Below are 16,505 nucleotides of genomic sequence, written 5' to 3'. Positions count from 1 at the left end.
CGCCCATGCATCCTTTCGCGCCAACCATCCTCCGGGGCGGCACGCCTCATCGACTCGGGGCGAAGACGCGGCCGAGCGCGGCCGGCGCCAGCGAGCCGCCCCGGCGCCGGCCGAGCGACAGCAGGACCAGCGCCAGGATGGTAGCGAGGTAGGGGGCCGCCGAGAGCAACTGGCCGGGCAGGCCGAGACCCGCGGCCTGGGCGTGGAGCTGAAGCACGGTCGCCCCGCCGAAGAGCAACGCCCCCGCGGCCACCCGCAGCGGCTGCCAGGAGGCGAAGACCACGAGCGCGAGCGCGATCCAGCCCCGTCCCGCGGTCATCGCTGGCGCCCAGAACGGCGTGTAGGCCAGCGACAGGTAGGCACCCGCCAGCCCGGCGCAGGCGCCGCCGAACAGAACGGCGAGGAAACGGACCTTGCGCACCTTGAGCCCGAGGGCGTGGGTCGCGGTGTGATCGTCACCGATGGCGCGCAGCGTCAGCCCGGCGCGGGTGCGCCAGAGGAACCACCACACCCCCGCGACGAGGAGGAGGGCCGCGTAGACGAAGGCGTCTTGTCCGAACAGCAGCCGGCCGATCCCCGGCAGGTCGGTGAAGCCGGGCAGGTGGAGATGGGGCGCCGGATCGCGCTTCATCCCGACATAGCCGGCGCCGACGAGGCCCGAGAGCCCCAGCCCGAGGATGGTCAGGGCCAGTCCCGAGGCGACTTGATTGGCCGCCAGCCCCACGGTGAGAACGCCGAACAGCGCGGCGAGCAGCAGGCCCGCTCCGGCCCCGCCGAGGGCGCCGAGCCCGGTCGATCCGGTCTCGGTGGCGACGGCGAAGCCGGCGGCCGCGCCGAACACCATCATGCCCTCGACGCCGAGATTGAGCACGCCGGCGCGCTCCACGACGAGTTCGCCAATGGCGGCCAGGATCAAAGGGGTGGCCGCCGCCAGCACCGTGACGAGCACCATCTGGACGATGTCGAGGCTCATGGTGTCACCCGCGTGCTCGCGCCGCCCGGCACGATCCGAACGTGGTAGCGCGTGAGCACATCGGCCCCGAGCACGAGGCAGAGCAGCAGCCCTTGGAAGGCGCGGGTCAGGTCGAGCGGCAGCTTCAGGTCGATCTGCGCCCCCTCCCCGCCGATCGTCGTCAGGGCGATGACGAGCGCCGCAAGCAGGATGCCCGGCGGGCTGAGGCGCCCCAGGAAGGCGACGATGATCGCGGTGAAACCGTAACCGGGGGAGATCTCGGGCTGGAGCTGGCCGATCCGCCCGGCCACCTCGCAGATGCCGGCAAGACCCGCCGCGCCGCCGGAGATCGCGAAGACCGAGAGCGTCAGGCGCGCATCCGAGAAGCCGGCAAATCGCGCCGCCCGCGGGCTCGCGCCGACGGCGCGCACCTCGAAGCCGAACAGGGTGCGCGCCAGGACGAGGGCCGCCAGCACGATTCCCAGAAGGCCGATCAGCACGCCCGCATGGAGCGACTCGCCCTCCATCAGCAAGGGCAGCCGGGCGGCGTCCTCGAAGCCGACGCTTTGCGGGAAGTTGTAGCCCTGCGGATCGCGCAGGGGCCCGCGCACCATGTAGTCGAGCAGCAATTGCGCGACGTAGACGAGCATCAGGCTGGTCAGGATCTCCGAGACGCCGAGCCTGACCCGCAGCAGCGCCGGGATCATCGCATAGGCGATGCCGGCACACGTGCCGGCGAGCAGCATCGCGGGCAGGATCCAGAAGGTGGGCCCCTGGAAACCGTGCGCGGCGACCGCGACCCAGCCGCCTGCGAGGCCGCCGGCCACGTACTGGCCCTCCGCCCCGATGTTCCACAGGTTGGCGCGGTAGCAAAAGGCGAGACCGGTCGCGATCAGGGCGAGCGGCGCGGCCTTCAGCGCGACCTCCTGCAGCGACCAGACCTCGCTCAAGGGCGCAACGAAATAGGTGAGGAAGGCCTGTTCCGGCGGGACGCCGAGGGCCGCCACCGCGATCCCGCCGATCAGGACCGCGGCGAGGAAGGCGAGCGCGGGCGCGAGCAGGTCGAGCCAGGGCGACCGGCGCGCGCGGGGGAGGAGATCAAGGCGCATCGCGCATCCCGTTCATTCCTGGCTCGGCTCTCGCACGTAGGGGGATCGGGTCCGGCAGGGGTTCAATGCACCGGCGCGGCGGTTCGGATCGCAGGTGTCGAAGGTTCGTCGGATTGTGGTTCGCCGGACTGCGGCTCCGGCTCGCCGGCCCCGCCCATCAGGAGCCCCAGGGCCGCGCGGCTGGTCGCAGCGGTCGGGACGGGCCGCGAGAGCGCGCCGGCATGCAGGACGGCGATCGAGTCCGCGATCTCGAACAGCTCGTCGAGATCCTGGCTGATCACGATCACCGCGGCACCGCGGCCGGCGAGATCGAGCACGGCCTGCCGGATATGGGCGGCGGCGGCGGCATCGACGCCCCAGGTCGGCTGGTTGATGACGAGGATGCCCGGCTCGGCCAGGATCTCGCGCCCCACCACGAATTTCTGCAGGTTGCCGCCCGAGAGCGTGCCGGCCGCCGGGTCCGGGCCGGCGCCGCGCACGTCGAAGGCGTCGATCACCCGCCGGGCGAGCGCCCGCGCTGCGCCAAGCCGCAGCAGGCCCAGCCAAGTGAGTGGCGCTGTGGCGTGGCGGGAGAGCAGCGCGTTCTCCGACAGCGTCATGGATGGGACGGCGGCGTGGCCGTTGCGCTCCTCGGGCACGAACGCGGCTCCGAGCCGGCGCCGGGCATTGACGCCGAGCTGGCCCGCCGCCCGGCCGTCGAGGCGCACGGCCCCGGCCGCCGGGGCCCGGCTCTCGCCGGACAGGACGTCGAACAGCTCCGCCTGCCCGTTGCCGGCGATGCCGGCGATGCCGAGGATTTCCCCGCCCGCGACGCAGAGCGCGATGTCCCGCAGCGGCGTCCCGTGCAGGCCGGGCGCGGGCAGCGACAGACGCTCCAGCACGAGGCGCTCGGCGCGGCCCGCGCGGGCCGCCTTCGGCCGCACCTCGCTCACCCCCGTGCCGACCATCATCGCGGCGAGCGAGCGAGCGGTCTGCGCCTGCGGATTGCAGGCGCCGACGACCCGGCCACCCCGCAGGATCGTCGCCCGGGTGCAGAGGCGGCGCACCTCGTCGAGCCGGTGGGAGATGTAGAGCACGGCGCGGCCCTCGTCGCGCAGGCGTTCCAGCACCGAGAACAGCACCTCCGCCTCGCCCGGCGTCAGCACCGAGGTCGGCTCGTCGAGGATCACGAGCTTCGGGTTCTGGAGCAAGCAGCGCACGATCTCGATGCGCTGGCGCTCGCCGGCCGAGAGCGACCAGACCGGCCGCGCGGGATCGAGATGCAGGCCGTAATCCTTGCCCAGCCGGGCGATCCGCTCCGCCAGCGCCCGGCCCGTCAGCCCGGCGGGCATGACGAGGGCGATGTTCTCGGCGACCGTCAGGTTCTCGCACAGCGAGAAGTGTTGGAAGACCATGCCGATGCCGAGCGCCCGCGCGGCCTCGGGGTTCGCCAGCCGCACGATGTCGCCCTGATGCGTGACGACGCCTTCCGTCGGCTCCAGGAGGCCGTAGAGGATCTTCATCAGGGTCGATTTGCCGGCACCGTTCTCGCCGAGCAGGGCGTGAATCTCCCCGGCGCGGATCTCCAGATCGATGCCGTCATTGGCGGTGAAGGCGCCGAAGCGCTTGACGATGCCGTAGGCCCCGAAGAGCGGGGTCGGGCCTTCCCGCAGACCCGGCACAGCGGATGCGGCCGCCATCACGCCGTTCCGAACAGGGTGCGTGCCAGCCGGCCGTGCTCCTCGCGCAGGCGCCCGGTCTCGAGGCCGAGGGGCTGCCCGTCGATCACCCGCCAGCGCCCCGCCACCATCACCCGATCGGCCCGGTGAGCCCCACACAGCACGAGCGCCGCGAGCGGATCGTGGGCGCCGGAGAAGCGGAGTTCGTCGAGGGTGAACAAGGCCAGATCCGCCTCGCGGCCGGGCTCGATCCGGCCGATATCCTTGCGCCCGAGGCAGGCGGCGGAACCCTCCGTCGCCCAGCGCAGGGCGTCGAGATGGGTCACCGCCTCGGCGCCGTAGGTCAGGCGGTTGATCATCAGGGCGTGGCGCACGCCCTCCATCAGGTTCGAGCTGTCGCTCGAGGCCGAGCCATCGACACCGAGGCCGACCGGGGAACCCGCCGCCTCCAGCTCGCAGGTCCGGCACTGGCCCGAGGCGAGGACCATATTCGAGGTCGGGCAATGGCACACGCCGACGCCCGCCGCGCCGAGGCGCCTCACTTCCTCGTCGTTGAAGTGGATGCCATGGGCGAGCCAGGCCCGCGGCCCCATCCAGCCGACCTCTTCGAGATAATCGACCGGGCGCTGCCCGAACGCCTCCAGGCAGAAGGCGTTCTCGTCGAGCGTCTCGCCGAGATGGGTGTGCAGGCGGCAATCGTGGCGCTCGGCCAGGGCCGCGCTCTCGCGCATCAGCCGCTTGGTGACGTTGAAGGGCGAGCAGGGGGCGAGCCCGATCTGCACCATCGCGCCGGGCGCGGGATCGTGGAACAGGCCGAGCACCCGCTCGCTGTCGGCCAGGACGGTGTCGTCGTCCTGCACCAGCGTCTCGGGCGGCAGGCCGCCGTCCTTCTCCGACAGGCTCATCGAGCCGCGGGTGACGAAGGCGCGGATGCCGAGGCTGCGCGCCTCCTCGACCTGGATGTCGACGGCCGCCTCAAGCCCTCGCGGGAACAGGTAATGGTGGTCGCCCGCCGTGGTGCAGCCCGACAGCAGCAGTTCCGTATAGGCGAGCCGCGTCGCCAGCCGGAAGGCGTCCGGCGTCAGCCTCGGCCAGATCCCGTAGAGCGCCTGAAGCCAGGGAAAGAGCGGCTTGTTGATCGCGATCGGGTGCGCGCGGGTGAGCGTCTGGAAGAAGTGGTGATGCGTGTTGACGAGGCCGGGGATGACGACGTGGCGCGAGGCGTCGAACGTCTCATCGACCGGGTGGGCGGGCCGGGCGCCCGCGGCCACCACTTCGGCGATGCGGGTACCCTCCACCACGAGCCCGCCGCCGGCCCCGTCCGCGAGGATTGCCAACGGATCGCGGAGCCAGAGACGGCGGGGGCGGGCGCTCGGTTCCATCATCCGGCCTCGTGTTCCTGTCGGGGATCAGAAGATGTGGAAGGCGACGCCGGCGAGGAAGCTCTTTTCCTCGGTGCCCTTGAAAGTCGCCGTCTCCTGATTGCCGAACTTGTTCAGCCAGTACTGGAAGCCGATGAAGACATCGACCTTGTTGGGCTGATCGTAGACGAGCTTGCCAAGATCGAGCACGAGGTTGGTGCGCGACAGGAATTCCAGCCCGCGCGGCGGGTTGAAGGCGAAGGCGGCGGGGTTGTTGCTGATGCCGCGGCCCTTGGGCAGGACGATGTTGTTGAAGCCGGCCAGCGTCAGCGGCAGGCCGGTGAAGGTCAGCGGCAGGCTGTAGACGATCTCGAATTCGGGGACCGTGTTGAAGCTCTGGTCGCGGTCGGGCTGCGTGTTGAAGCCGTTGCGGTTCCATTCCTTGTAGGCGTGGACCGACAGGTTCAGGAAGCCGGCCGGCACGTCGAAGGCGAAGTTCAGGCCGCCGACGACGTCGCGCTTCTTCGAGCCGAAGGCGTCGTTCTGCGAGTTGGCGTCGAAGCCGAAGGAGAGCGACACCTCCTTGACGATGCCCGGTACCATGAAGGCCTTGGTGTTGGTCAGGGCGTTCAGGCTGAGCGTGCCGCGGTAGAGGCCGTAGGCTTCGGTGTTTCCGTAATCGGCGAAGGTCGGAATGCCGCCGGGCGCGTTGGTCGTGCCGGCGGGGAATTGCGAACCGGACTTCAGGATGTCGAGGGTGAAGAAGTTCGTGCCGTAGGCCCAGGCATCCGCGTGCGAGATGTTGAGGATGTGCTTGGGCGCCTCGCGCGAGCGGAAGCTGCCGTCGGGGCGCTGGATCTGGATGCCGGGCGTGACGGTCGGGAATTGGTAGCGGTAGCTGACCTGCGTGTCCGCGAAGAGGAAGAACGGCACTTCCTTCGCGGCCACCGCCTCGGGAGCCCGCTTCTCCCCGAGATCGGCCGCAACCGCCGTACCGACCGTGAATAGCGACAGCGCAACCGCTGCAAGCCCTCGAACCGACATTCTTCGTTCTCCCGGACCTTCCGTGGATCGGGCGGCAGCAACGGGGGTGCCAACACAATGCAGGCCGCGGCCCTCGGCGCCGGCGCGGCAGCACAAGTCACAAATCCGCAACACATTCTCGGACTTGCCGGGCTGGGTCGCCAGTGCATGGCCGGGATCAGGACTCCTTTTTACAGCCGGCAGGCGCTGGCGGACGAGCCTTCATCGCGACGGGGCCCCCATGGAACCTTTTCCAGGCCGCCCACCATCCGCTCATGCTGCGCATGTCATGAACATGATGCCGGCAGGACCGCGGAGTGGACGCCGTTTGCGAGCACGGCCATTCGCGCGATGCGACGGGAGCCGACGGTATGCCGCCGCCGGATGCACAGCCCGGCGCCAGCCTGACGACACTTCGTGCATCGGAGACGATGATCGGGCACGATTTTTCGGGAGCCGAGCGCCATCATCGCGGCGGCCCGGACGCGCTCCGGCCTACGGCCCCGCGCGATCGCTCCGAGGTAGCCCATGCCCGCCCCGCGGCCCCTTCTCGACGCCGAACCCGCACCCCTGCCGTTCGATCCGGCCCGGACGGCCCTCGTCGTCATCGACATGCAGCGCGACTTCCTCGAACCCGGCGGCTTCGGCGAGAGCCTGGGCAACGACGTCTCGCTGCTCGCCGCCGCGGTGCCGCCCGCCCGCGCCGTCCTGACCGCCGCGCGCGCGGCCGGCCTCCTCGTCATCCACACCCGCGAGGGACACGCGCCCGATCTCTCGGACGCCCCGCCGGCCAAGCTGGAGCGCGGCGCGCCGACGGCGCGCATCGGCGAGCCGGGCCCGATGGGCCGCATTCTGATCCGCGGCGAGCCCGGCCACGACATCGTCCCCGAACTGGCCCCCCTCGGCGGCGAGCCGGTGATCGACAAGCCGGGCAAGGGTGCCTTCTACGCGACCGGGCTCGCGGCCCTGCTGGAGGAACGCGGCATCGAGACCCTGATCGTCTGCGGCGTGACGACGGAAGTCTGCGTGCACACCACCGTGCGCGAGGCCAACGACCGCGGCTATCGCTGCGTCGTCGTCGCCGATGCCTGCGGCTCGTACATTCCGGCCTTTCACGAGGCGGGCCTCGCCATGATCAAGGCCCAGGGCGGCATCTTCGGCTGGGTCTCGCGCTCCACCGCGGTGACCGCCGCCCTCGGCCAAGCGTGAGCCGCTCCTGAACGGCGGAACGCGCCGTGGGCGGGCCCCGCCGGAGTGGCGCGGCCATTGCACCGGACCGGCCACGAAGCGCCCGATCCCCGAGGATGCCGATGACCGATCACGCTGCGGAGACGCCGACGCCCGATCTCGACACCTACGCCGCCGCGGCGGCAGCCCTGCTGGGCCTCACCCTTGATCCGGCCTGGACCGGGTCGGTCGTCGCCAACCTGCGGGTGCTCCACGCGGCGGCAGCGCTCGTCGGTGGGTTCCCGCTGCCCGACACCGCCGAGGCGGCGCCGGTCTACACGGCGTGAGCGCGACGACGGATTGGAGCCGCGCCCCGGCCGCCGACATTGCCGGGGCCGTATCGGCGGGGACGGTCAGCGCCCGCGACGTGGTCGCCGCCGCGCTGGATCGCATCGCCCGCATCGACCCGGCGGTGAACAGCTTCACCGAGCGCTTGGCCGAGCGCGCCACCGCCCGCGCCGCGGACCTCGACGCCGCGCAGGCTCGGGGCGACAGGCTCGGCCCCCTGGCCGGAGTGCCGTTTGCGGTCAAGAACCTGTTCGACGTCGCCGGGCTTCCGACGCGGGCGGGCTCGCGGATCAATCGCGAGCGGGCGCCGGCCTCCCGAGACGCCGCCCTGGTCCGGCGGTTGGAGGCGGCGGGCGCCATCCTGGTCGGGACGCTCGGCATGGGCGAGTACGCCTACGACTTCACCGGCGAGAACATCCACGACGGCAACACCCGCAATCCGCACGCCCTCGGCTACATGTCCGGCGGCTCGTCCGGCGGATCGGGCGCGGCGGTGGCCGCCGGCCTGGTGCCGGTCGCACTGGCCTCGGACACCAACGGCTCGATCCGCGTGCCCTCCGCCTTCTGCGGCTGCTTCGGGCTCAAGCCCACCTACGGGCGGTTGAGCCGGGCCGGGAGCTTCCCCTTCGTCGGCAGCCTCGATCATCTCGGCCCGATGGCGCGCTCGAGCCGCGATCTCGCCCTCGCCTACGACGCGATGCAGGGCCCCGATCCCGAGGACCCCGCCATGGCGCCCCGCCCGGCCGAGCCTGCGGCGCCGGACCTCTTCCGGGGCGTCGCCGATCTGCGCATCGCGGTGGCCGGAGGCTACTTCGCGCAAGGGGGCGACCCGGACGCCTTCGCCGCCGTCGCGCACGTCGCCCGCGCGCTGGGCGCGCGCCGCAGCATTGCGATCCCGGAGGCGGCCCGCGCACGGGCGGCGGCGTACCTGATCACCGCGGCCGAGGGCGCCGCGCTGCATCTCGACCGGCTGCGCGGCCGGGCCGGCGATTTCGATCCGGCGGTGCGCGACCGGCTCATCGCCGGGGCGATGCTGCCCGCCCCCTTCGTCGAGCGGGCGCAGCTGTTCCGCCGCTGGTATCGCGACGCTGTGCTGGCGCTGTTCCGCGAGGTCGATGTGATCCTCGCGCCGAGCACGCCGGTCCGGGCACCGCGCTCCGGCCAGACGACCTTCGTCCTCGACGGCGTCGAAATGCCGGTGCGGCCCAATATCGGCGTGTTCACGCAGCCGATCTCGTTCATCGGCCTGCCCGTGGCCGCGGTGCCGGTCTGGCTCGACGGCGGCCTGCCGCTCGGTGTGCAGGTCATCGCCGCGCCCTGGAACGAGGCGCTTTGCCTGCGGGTGGCGCATCACCTCGAACGCGAGGGCGCGGTCCGGGCGCCGGTCGCGGCAGTGGAGGACACGCGATGATCATCGACGATCCCGCGGTGAAGGCCGAGGTCGAGGGGGTCTTCGCGCTCTACGAGGCGGCGCTCGTGAGCAACGACGTCGCGACGCTCGAACGGCTGTTCCACGACGATCCCCGCACGATCCGCTACGGCGCGGCGGAGAACCTCTACGGCATGGACGCGATCCGCGCCTTCCGCCGGGCGCGGCCCTCGCAGGGCCTCGCCCGCGACCTCTCGGGCACCGTCATCACCACCTTCGGCCGCGACTGCGCCGTGGCGATGACGCTGTTCCGGCGCGAGGCGGCCCCCGGCCGCGTCGGACGCCAGAGCCAGACCTGGCTGCGCTTTCCCGACGGATGGAAGGTGGTGGCGGCCCATGTCAGCGTCATCGACGACGCGACCGATGGGGACGCGAGCGCCCTCTGACCCGGCGGCCGGGGGCCTGATCGATTGCGACGGGCCCGCGGTGACGTCAGTGGGCTTGCGCCACCTCGGCCTGACGGATCGCCGCCTCACGGGATTCCGCCCTGTCGCCGAATCCGTTGAAGAACAGGTTCAGCCCCACCGCCGAGATCGCAGCGAGCAGGATGCCCGATTCCAGTAGCGGATGCAGCGCGTGCGGCATCTGCTTGAAGAAGTTCGGCGCGACGAGCGGGATCATGCCGAAACCGACCGAGACCGCGACAACGAACAGGTTGTTGCGGTTGCGCGCGAAATCGACGCCGCCGAGGATGCGCGTGCCGGTCGCGCCGACCATGCCGAACATCACGAGGCCGGCCCCGCCGAGCACGCATGGCGGCACGGCCTCGACCAGGGCTGCGAGCTTCGGGACCAGTCCGAGGCCGAGCATGATGAAGCCCGCGGCCACCGTGACCCAGCGCGAGCGGATGCCGGTGACGCCGACGAGCCCGATATTCTGCGAGAACGAGGTGTAGGGGAAGGTATTGAAGATGCCGCCGATGACGGTGCCGAGCCCGTCCGCGCGCAGGCCGCGCGTCAGCCGCCGCTCGTCGACCGGGTCGGCGGTGATCTGCGACAGGGCCAGGAACATCCCGGTCGATTCGATCATCACGACGATCATCACCAGGCACAGGGTGACGATCGAGACCGGATCGAAGCTCGGCCAGCCGAAGGCGAAGGGGCGCACCATGTCGAACCAGGGCGCCGCGGCGACACGGTCGAGTTCCACCAGCCCGGCAAAGCCGGCCAGCACCATGCCGAGCGCGATCCCGATCAGCACCGAGGCCGAGGCGACGAAGCCCGTGGCGTAGCGGGTGATGGCGAGGATCGCGCAGAGCACGAAGGCCGCGATGCCGAGATAGACGGGGGCGCCGTAGTTCGGGTTGCCAAGGCCGCCGGCGGCCCAGTTCACCCCGACCCGCATCAGCGAGATGCCGATGACCAGAATGATGGTGCCGGTCACGACCGGCGGGAACAGCGGCAGGAGGCGTCCGATCACCGGTGCGGCGACGAGGCCGAACAGGCCGGAGGCGATGACGGCGCCATAGATGCCGGTGAGGCCGATCGCCGGGTTCGTGCCCATGGAGAGCATCGGGCCGACGGCCGCGAAGGTGACGCCCATCATCACCGGCATGCGGATGCCGATGCCGGGCAGGCCCCAGCTCTGGATCAGCGTGACGATCCCGCAGGCGAACAGGTCGGCGCTGACCAGCATGGCCACCTGCTCGGGCGGCAAGTTGAGCGCCCGGCCGATGATGAGCGGGATCGCCACGGCGCCCGCATACATCACGAGCACGTGCTGCAGCCCGAGCAGACCGAGGGCCGCGGGGGGAACCCGTTCCTCGGGCCTAAGGGCCACCCGACCTTCGATCTCGGACGCGGAATCCGGCGGGGAAGACGCCATCAACACCATGGGGGAGATGCTCCGAACATCCGGGCACGGCTGCAGGTGTTGTGCCAAAGAGCGACCACGGCCTGTGCCGCCTTCGGCGAGCAGACGATCTCCTGTCGCAGGCACTCGTTGCGCAGCTTGCCGTCGAAGCTCTCGCAAGACCTGTCCTCCCGCGGCGCGCCCGGCGCGATGTCCTGGATCTGCGGCCCCGTCTTGGCGCCCACTTGCGCAGCGCCTTCGAGATCGTCTCAGGACCATCGTCGCCGCCGATGTGCTCGGGGATGCCGCCCAGGCACATCGCGTCAGCCAGCGCATCGATCACGCTGAGACCGTTGATGCGCCGTTCCACCTTCAGTCTGCGTCTTCCGCCTTGACGACCGGGAGCGACAGAGCGCTGCGCTGAGGGATGGTACAGAGGTCGTGCAAGGCACGACCGGATTCCGGGCAGCGTCCTCGAAGAACTGGCCGACGCATTGCTTTGATCGGGGATTTGGTGGAGCGGGCGATCGGGATCGAACCGACGACATTCAGCTTGGGAAGCAGAGTCGATCGAGATCCGGAGTTTAGGCGAATTAAATCGAGACAAGTTTATCGGCTTCAAGTCGTTGATCTTCATGTGTTTAGCGATTGTATGAGGGGGCGTATCCCGTAGCATTCTGTTGTACGGGGCCCGTTGTACGGAGGCACCGATGAGCGAGGGCGAAACGAAGGTACGGTTCCAGCCCTGCCCCCCTGTCCGGCTTCCGGCAGCGGGCGACGGAACGAAGGTCGTAATGCCTCTCGAGAGCGTGACCGTGGTGATGACCAACGACATCGTGGTGCAGGCCAAGCGATACGTCGATGGCGGCCGTCTTAAAGGAACGATGATCGAGTGGAGGGACGCGAGCGAACCTGGGCTCGTGCTGCGCCTGCGACCCAAGTCGGCGACTTGGTTCCTTCGCGGCCGACTCAGGACGTTCCGCCTTGGGAGTGTCCAGGACACCTCCCTCTCCATTGCCCGCGAACTATGCCGTGGCGCCGCCCAGGTCGACCGGCTGAAGTCGGACGGCCGTACGTACATCAAGGTGATGAGGGGCGTCCTCGACGCCCGCGGAGGCGAGGCGTTTTACTACGCGAACAATAAGGCGTGGATCGACGAAGAGGGGACCTTCAACGGTCCCGAGGTGCCCATGACCGGAGACGTCTGGACCTTCCACTACCTGCGCAAGGCATTCATCGAGGAGAGAACCGCGGACATGTCCCCCCGCTGGGTGTCCCAGTACGCGGCGATACTGCACAACCCCGCCTTTGAGGCACTGGAAGCGGTAGAGGTGCCGAAGCTCTGCCTCGCTGACTTTACCGCCGCGGAGGCGCGCATGAAGAGCGCTGGAATGCCGAAGTCGATGATCTGGCGGACGGTCTGCCAGACGAAGGCGATGATGGAATGGGCGCTCTGCGAACGGTCGGGTTACTGTGGCTTCAAGGGTGACGAGGTCGCGTGGTGGTCGCGCTGGAAGTTCCGGCATAAGACGGGATCGGTGGAGAGATCGCCGACCGTCTCCGACCTCGCGCGCACGTTGGTGCTGGTCGAGCATCTACGGGACACTACGCCGCCAGGTCGCCGCCGGCACAGTTGGAGCGCTGTGGGCCATCGTGCTGACCGCCCAGAGGATCGCGCAACTCGTTGGAACTCCAGCCAACCGCATCTTCGATCTTGCCGAACCGGATCCTGATTGGCGGACGCTGAACTGGACCGCCGACGAGATGAAAAGCGTGCTCGGAAGCCGGCGGCCGCACGCTCTTCCGGTCCCGGAGAAGGGGATCGCGATCCTTGAGGCGTACCGGTCCTATGCCGAAGGCGGAAAGAGCCGGTGGCTTTTTCCGAGCGGCCAGGGCGTCGGACATGTCAGCAGCGCGGGAGTGGAAGGACTGCTGCGACGACTTCGCGGTGTCCGCTACAAGCGCAGGCCCAAAGCCGAGACCCAGCGCCGGACGGGCCGTCGACCGACGCCGCGAAGCGGGTTTTCGCGGACGACGTCCGACAGCCTCTTCGCAAAGTACGGGATCGAAGAATGGACTCCCCACGATGTCCGGCGGTCGCTCGCGACCTTCCTCGACGAGGAGGAGATGGGCGGTGCGGGCTCGGCAATCCTGGCGCACGCCGACGACCGCAAGACGGACGCGAAGATGGCGGATCGCATGATGGCGGTCACCCGCCTCCATTACAGCAAAGCACAACGCATTCCCTTGAAGATGAAGGGAATGCGCCTTTGGACGGAGGCAGTGTTTGCTGCCTATGAACACGAGACGAAGACATTCGGCGAGGCGTTGCGACAGGGTACGATTGTGCCTCTCGATAGGTAGCTTTAGAGATTCGCCTCCTTTGCGTCTTCGGCTTGAGACGTGGCGGATAACTGATGCGCGAATACGCGTGCTTCTGCTTGCACTCTTGGGCCTGTCGCACTCTCGGTGCCGTCGGCCTTACCCAGCGTGATTCAGCCGTGCTTCAAGCAGATCAAGTTCGGCTCGACCGCACACCTGTCGCTTTACGAGTTTGAGGCGGGTGATTCGCTCCTCAATCTGGCCATTCGACCAGGGCCCGGCCAGCGCCGCAACAACATCTACGGCCTTGATCATCGTCGAGCGACAGCGGCCACGGCTATCTTCGCCAGCCGCCTCGCTCCATCCGGCGTTCGATCCTAAGCTCTCCTCGCTCAAAAAATCAGGGCCTATGCTCGGATAGAATCCCCAACCCCTATTTGATGTCGCTGTTCCGCCATTTCGGGGTGACTTGCAGATAATGCCTTAACGAGTATTGATTTTAATTAATGACATATTTTGTCCGTGCGTGATCGTTTCGATCTGTCGCAACATCCAATTGTAGCAGATGTTCGCGTTACGCCCACCCCCGACGGTCCGGCTGCTCGTTGCATCCTCTCTTGGCTGCATCACCCAAAAATTCCGTAGCCAAGCGGAGAATGATTTGTAATCTTGAGTTTAATCATCTTGGATTCCTCGGCTGAGTCGTCGTCCAAGAGGTGGTGGGGGCGGCGATGACGGCAGACGGAGGAGGCAAGACAAGGCCGAAGCCTGGGTGCGCTCGATCAACAACTGCGCGCGTCACGAGGCGCACAGTCCTCGGCGGCGCGGCCTCCTTGGTCGCCACGAGCGCGATCGGAGCGGCGCAGGAGGAGGCCTCCCCAGATTACCGACTCGCCTATCTGGATGCCGAGCGCCGCGACGCCGTGGCTCTACTCGATGCTAACGAGCGAGTTCACCTGACCTGGCGGACCCGCGACTTCGGTGACAGCGCGGCCTTCTCGATCGACCGCGCGAGCATCCCGCGGATCGAGCTGACCGGCAAGGCCGAGGAAGCCGGGATCAGGGTCCCGCGCAACGGCGGCGACATCCAGGAACTCCGCTACGTCCCGGGCCGGTGGACCCTCACCGTCACCAGCGCTTCGCTGCCCGACCCGAGGGGACGGACGTTCACGATGACGTTTGTCATCGAGCGCCCGACGCCGCAGGCGCCCTGGACAATCCGCCTTTCATCGACGGGGTGGTGGGATGGGCGCGATGACCTGACGTTCGGGAGGATGCTCCTCAATACCTTTCTCGCCCACGACCCCAACGCGCCCGCTCTGACGGGACTTCTGGCCGAGATCCCCGAGCGCCGCGCCGGCCCCGTGCTCAAAGGCCTGTTCGGACCGCGCATCGAGGGAAGGGGGTCGCTCCGCCTGCAACTCAACAGGGACTTCACCTGGCGCCTGGAACCGAAAGACCGGGCGACGGGCGAGTTTTATATCCTGCACGTCTTCCTGACCTTCCGTCGGCTCGACGTGCGGCGCCTGTTCCGAGAGGGCGAGGACAGGGCCACCGGTGCCATGAGGGACACGCTTCTCTTCGACGCGGAAGCGCCGCCGGGGGCCGGAAGGGGCACCACGCTCGGCCTCTACGGGACCGTCGGCGGCATCAAGGCCGAGGATGCGTTTCCGATCCTGGAGCGCCCGCAGGGGCGCGCCCCGGTCCTGGGCTTTGTCGCCGGCAGCCGCGACGGCGCCGGCAACTCGGTAGCGGTGCGCGTGCGCTTCGACGACGCCGTTCCACCGCGTCTCGCGGCAGAGTTGCAGGCGAGGCTGCGCCACTGGGGCGATCCGGAGAGGACCGTCGCCGGCTGCATCCTCCAGGCGAACCGGAAGGGCCGGATCGGGACGGTGGCGGTGGTCACCCGTGAGGCCGGGACCGAGCGCACGGACGCGGCCTTCGAGGTCGCTGACATGGAGATCGTGCGCCAGGGCGAGCCGGGCCGGCCGGTCAGAACCCGGCTCCGCTTCGCCCCCGTTGCGGAGGACCACCGGGTCGCGACGAGCCTTGGCGTCTACGACGTCGCGGCCCTGCCGCCGCTCAGCCCGCGGCCGGGCTCCCCAGGCCGGGTCGAGCCGATCGAGATCGTCACCGCCGATACGGGGGGCGACCGCACGCTGCGGCGCTTCTCGGCGCGCCTCGCCCTGACCCATGCGGCGATCCCGCTGCCCGAGCGGCACGACGAGGCCGACCCCGGCAGCCCTCGCCGGCAGCGGCACACCTCCCGGCTCGACTTCGACGCCGCGGAAGCGTTCTTCCACATCCCGCTCGTCGAAACGCCGCATCCGGGCTCGGCGGACGCGGTCGTACCTCTCGGCCTGCCGGGTCCGGTCCCGAGCCACGGCGAGCTCGCCCTCGACCGCGCCCGCCTCACGGTCATCCGGCCCGACGACCTGCTCGCGCTCAAGTTCCGGTTCGCCGACCTCGTGCTGACTCTGCCCTGGCGCGGCGCCGGCGGGCCGCAGGCGCGCCTCGCCCCACGCGGCGGTCGCTCGCCGGCCCGGGCGGCGCAGCCCGATGCCGGCGAGCGACCGATCCCGTCCCGGGATGGGCGGCCGCTGCTCGCCGTGGAGTTCCCACCGCAGCACGTCTTGGAGCAGGCGATCTTCCGCCAACTCCCCGAGCCTGTCACGTTGCCGGAACTCGTGCCGGCCAAGGACGCGGAAGCGTTCGCAGCTCACTTGGCGCTCCTTGGCCGGCCGAAGCGGTGGCGCGGCCTCCCGGTGGACGGGACGCTGGCCTCCCAGCGCATCGAGGCTCGTAAGGCCCTTCAGGCCCTCAATGACGTCTCCGGCGAGCGGGCAGCCGTCAAGACGCTGATCGAGCGGTTCGCCGAGGAGGCCGCCGCCCGGACACTGCCCAAGGAACAACGGCTCTATGCCGGGCCCGCCTTCCTCGATCCGGATGCGCGGCGGCTCGCCGAGGCGATCTGGCGCGATCTCGTCAGGCCCCCGGTTGAGCCCGAGCCGCTCTGGCCGGATGTGACGCTGCCGCGGGACGTGCGCCAGCGAGTGCTCAGAGAGGCGGGACTCTCCAAGCCCGAGGAGCTGTGCAAGCCCGATCGGGACTTGGACCTGCCCGCCCAGGATGCGATCCTGCGCGAGAAGGACCGTCGTGACGCCGGCTTCGTCGCCTTCCGTCACGCCTATCACCGGCGCTACGAGGCGCTGGTGGCGGGCGACACGGCGCAGAAGCCGGATCCAGCCGCAGCCGATTATCGCGGTCGCGAGTGGCTCACGCGGAACAAGGTTCTGCTAGGTCCGGACTTGCTGCAGTTCGTCAGGGACTCGATCTCCCCCGCGG

General features: G+C 69.6%; 12 protein-coding genes and 1 pseudogene. 6 read left to right on the top strand and 7 right to left on the bottom strand.

What is annotated here, in order from left to right; translation table 11 throughout:
* Positions 1–46 precede the first annotated feature (46 nt).
* The 5 genes from Y590_RS07820 to Y590_RS07800 all read right to left on the bottom strand — a co-directional run bounded on the left by Y590_RS07820 (position 47) and on the right by Y590_RS07800 (position 6,124).
* Positions 47–973 carry an ABC transporter permease gene (locus tag Y590_RS07820; RefSeq protein ID WP_060769354.1) on the bottom strand — a complete coding sequence of 309 codons (927 nt, stop codon included), beginning with the start codon at positions 971–973 and terminating at the stop codon, positions 47–49.
* Complete coding sequence (locus Y590_RS07815) at positions 970–2,061, bottom strand: ABC transporter permease (RefSeq protein ID WP_060769353.1); 1,092 nt, start codon at positions 2,059–2,061, stop codon at positions 970–972. The genes Y590_RS07820 and Y590_RS07815 overlap by 4 nt, the downstream gene beginning before the upstream one ends.
* A gap of 62 nt (positions 2,062–2,123) precedes the next feature.
* On the bottom strand, positions 2,124–3,740 hold the full coding sequence (locus Y590_RS07810; protein WP_060769352.1) for an ABC transporter ATP-binding protein: 1,617 nt from the start codon (positions 3,738–3,740) through the stop codon (positions 2,124–2,126).
* Positions 3,740–5,104: an 8-oxoguanine deaminase gene (locus tag Y590_RS07805; RefSeq protein WP_060769351.1), complete on the bottom strand. Its 1,365-nt coding sequence runs from the start codon at positions 5,102–5,104 to the stop codon at positions 3,740–3,742. Before Y590_RS07805 ends, Y590_RS07810 begins: the two co-directional genes overlap by 1 nt.
* A gap of 24 nt (positions 5,105–5,128) precedes the next feature.
* Positions 5,129–6,124 carry a hypothetical protein gene (locus Y590_RS07800; protein ID WP_060769350.1) on the bottom strand — a complete coding sequence of 332 codons (996 nt, stop codon included), beginning with the start codon at positions 6,122–6,124 and terminating at the stop codon, positions 5,129–5,131.
* 507 nt (positions 6,125–6,631) lie between these two features.
* Here Y590_RS07800 and Y590_RS07795 point away from each other — a divergent pair.
* From Y590_RS07795 to hpxZ, 4 genes are all read left to right on the top strand, one after another.
* The gene (locus Y590_RS07795; protein WP_060769349.1) at positions 6,632–7,312 is read left to right on the top strand and encodes a cysteine hydrolase family protein; all 681 of its coding nucleotides are present in this window, start codon (positions 6,632–6,634) and stop codon (positions 7,310–7,312) included.
* Positions 7,313–7,413: 101 nt separating this feature from the next.
* Entirely contained in the window at positions 7,414–7,617 is a 204-nt protein-coding gene (locus Y590_RS07790; RefSeq protein WP_060772204.1) for a DUF4089 domain-containing protein, read from the top strand.
* The gene (locus Y590_RS07785; protein ID WP_060769348.1) at positions 7,614–9,029 is read left to right on the top strand and encodes an AtzE family amidohydrolase; all 1,416 of its coding nucleotides are present in this window, start codon (positions 7,614–7,616) and stop codon (positions 9,027–9,029) included. The genes Y590_RS07790 and Y590_RS07785 overlap by 4 nt, the downstream gene beginning before the upstream one ends.
* Positions 9,026–9,433, top strand: a complete 408-nt coding sequence (gene hpxZ / locus Y590_RS07780; RefSeq protein ID WP_060769347.1) for an oxalurate catabolism protein HpxZ — start codon at positions 9,026–9,028, stop codon at positions 9,431–9,433. The genes Y590_RS07785 and hpxZ overlap by 4 nt, the downstream gene beginning before the upstream one ends.
* Positions 9,434–9,479: 46 nt before the next feature.
* Here the strand turns inward: hpxZ and Y590_RS07775 are convergent, their stop codons facing one another.
* On the bottom strand, positions 9,480–10,880 hold the full coding sequence (locus Y590_RS07775) for a nucleobase:cation symporter-2 family protein (protein WP_083530810.1): 1,401 nt from the start codon (positions 10,878–10,880) through the stop codon (positions 9,480–9,482).
* Positions 10,871–11,214, bottom strand: a pseudogene (locus Y590_RS25590) (integrase core domain-containing protein); the annotation flags it as partial. The pseudogene Y590_RS25590 and the gene Y590_RS07775, both read right to left, overlap by 10 nt.
* Positions 11,215–11,548: 334 nt before the next feature.
* Here Y590_RS25590 and Y590_RS07770 point away from each other — a divergent pair.
* Positions 11,549–12,571: a DUF4102 domain-containing protein gene (locus Y590_RS07770; RefSeq protein WP_144439948.1), complete on the top strand. Its 1,023-nt coding sequence runs from the start codon at positions 11,549–11,551 to the stop codon at positions 12,569–12,571.
* Positions 12,492–13,202, top strand: coding sequence for a site-specific integrase (locus Y590_RS07765; protein ID WP_144439947.1), 711 nt, complete (start codon positions 12,492–12,494; stop codon positions 13,200–13,202). The genes Y590_RS07770 and Y590_RS07765 overlap by 80 nt, the downstream gene beginning before the upstream one ends.
* Positions 13,203–16,505: the final 3,303 nt, after the last annotated feature.

Origin of the sequence: Methylobacterium sp. AMS5, assembly GCF_001542815.1 — a bacterium.
GTDB lineage: Bacteria > Pseudomonadota > Alphaproteobacteria > Rhizobiales > Beijerinckiaceae > Methylobacterium.
The sequence above is the reverse complement of the archived record's forward strand: the minus strand, read 5'-3'. Positions and strand labels throughout refer to the sequence as shown.

Bases quoted from the DNA above. Each gene is read 5' to 3' on its own strand.
- Y590_RS07820 (WP_060769354.1), bottom strand. From the start codon at position 973: ATGAGCCTCGACATCGTCCAGATGGTGCTCGTCACGGTGCTGGCGGCG.
- Y590_RS07805 (WP_060769351.1), bottom strand. From the start codon at position 5,104: ATGATGGAACCGAGCGCCCGCCCCCGCCGTCTCTGGCTCCGCGATCCG.
- hpxZ (WP_060769347.1), top strand. From the start codon at position 9,026: ATGATCATCGACGATCCCGCGGTGAAGGCCGAGGTCGAGGGGGTCTTC.
- Y590_RS07770 (WP_144439948.1), top strand. From the start codon at position 11,549: ATGAGCGAGGGCGAAACGAAGGTACGGTTCCAGCCCTGCCCCCCTGTC.
- Y590_RS07795 (WP_060769349.1), top strand. From the start codon at position 6,632: ATGCCCGCCCCGCGGCCCCTTCTCGACGCCGAACCCGCACCCCTGCCG.
- Y590_RS07775 (WP_083530810.1), bottom strand. From the start codon at position 10,880: ATGGTGTTGATGGCGTCTTCCCCGCCGGATTCCGCGTCCGAGATCGAA.
- Y590_RS07790 (WP_060772204.1), top strand. From the start codon at position 7,414: ATGACCGATCACGCTGCGGAGACGCCGACGCCCGATCTCGACACCTAC.
- Y590_RS07815 (WP_060769353.1), bottom strand. From the start codon at position 2,061: ATGCGCCTTGATCTCCTCCCCCGCGCGCGCCGGTCGCCCTGGCTCGAC.
- Y590_RS07810 (WP_060769352.1), bottom strand. From the start codon at position 3,740: ATGGCGGCCGCATCCGCTGTGCCGGGTCTGCGGGAAGGCCCGACCCCG.
- Y590_RS07800 (WP_060769350.1), bottom strand. From the start codon at position 6,124: ATGTCGGTTCGAGGGCTTGCAGCGGTTGCGCTGTCGCTATTCACGGTC.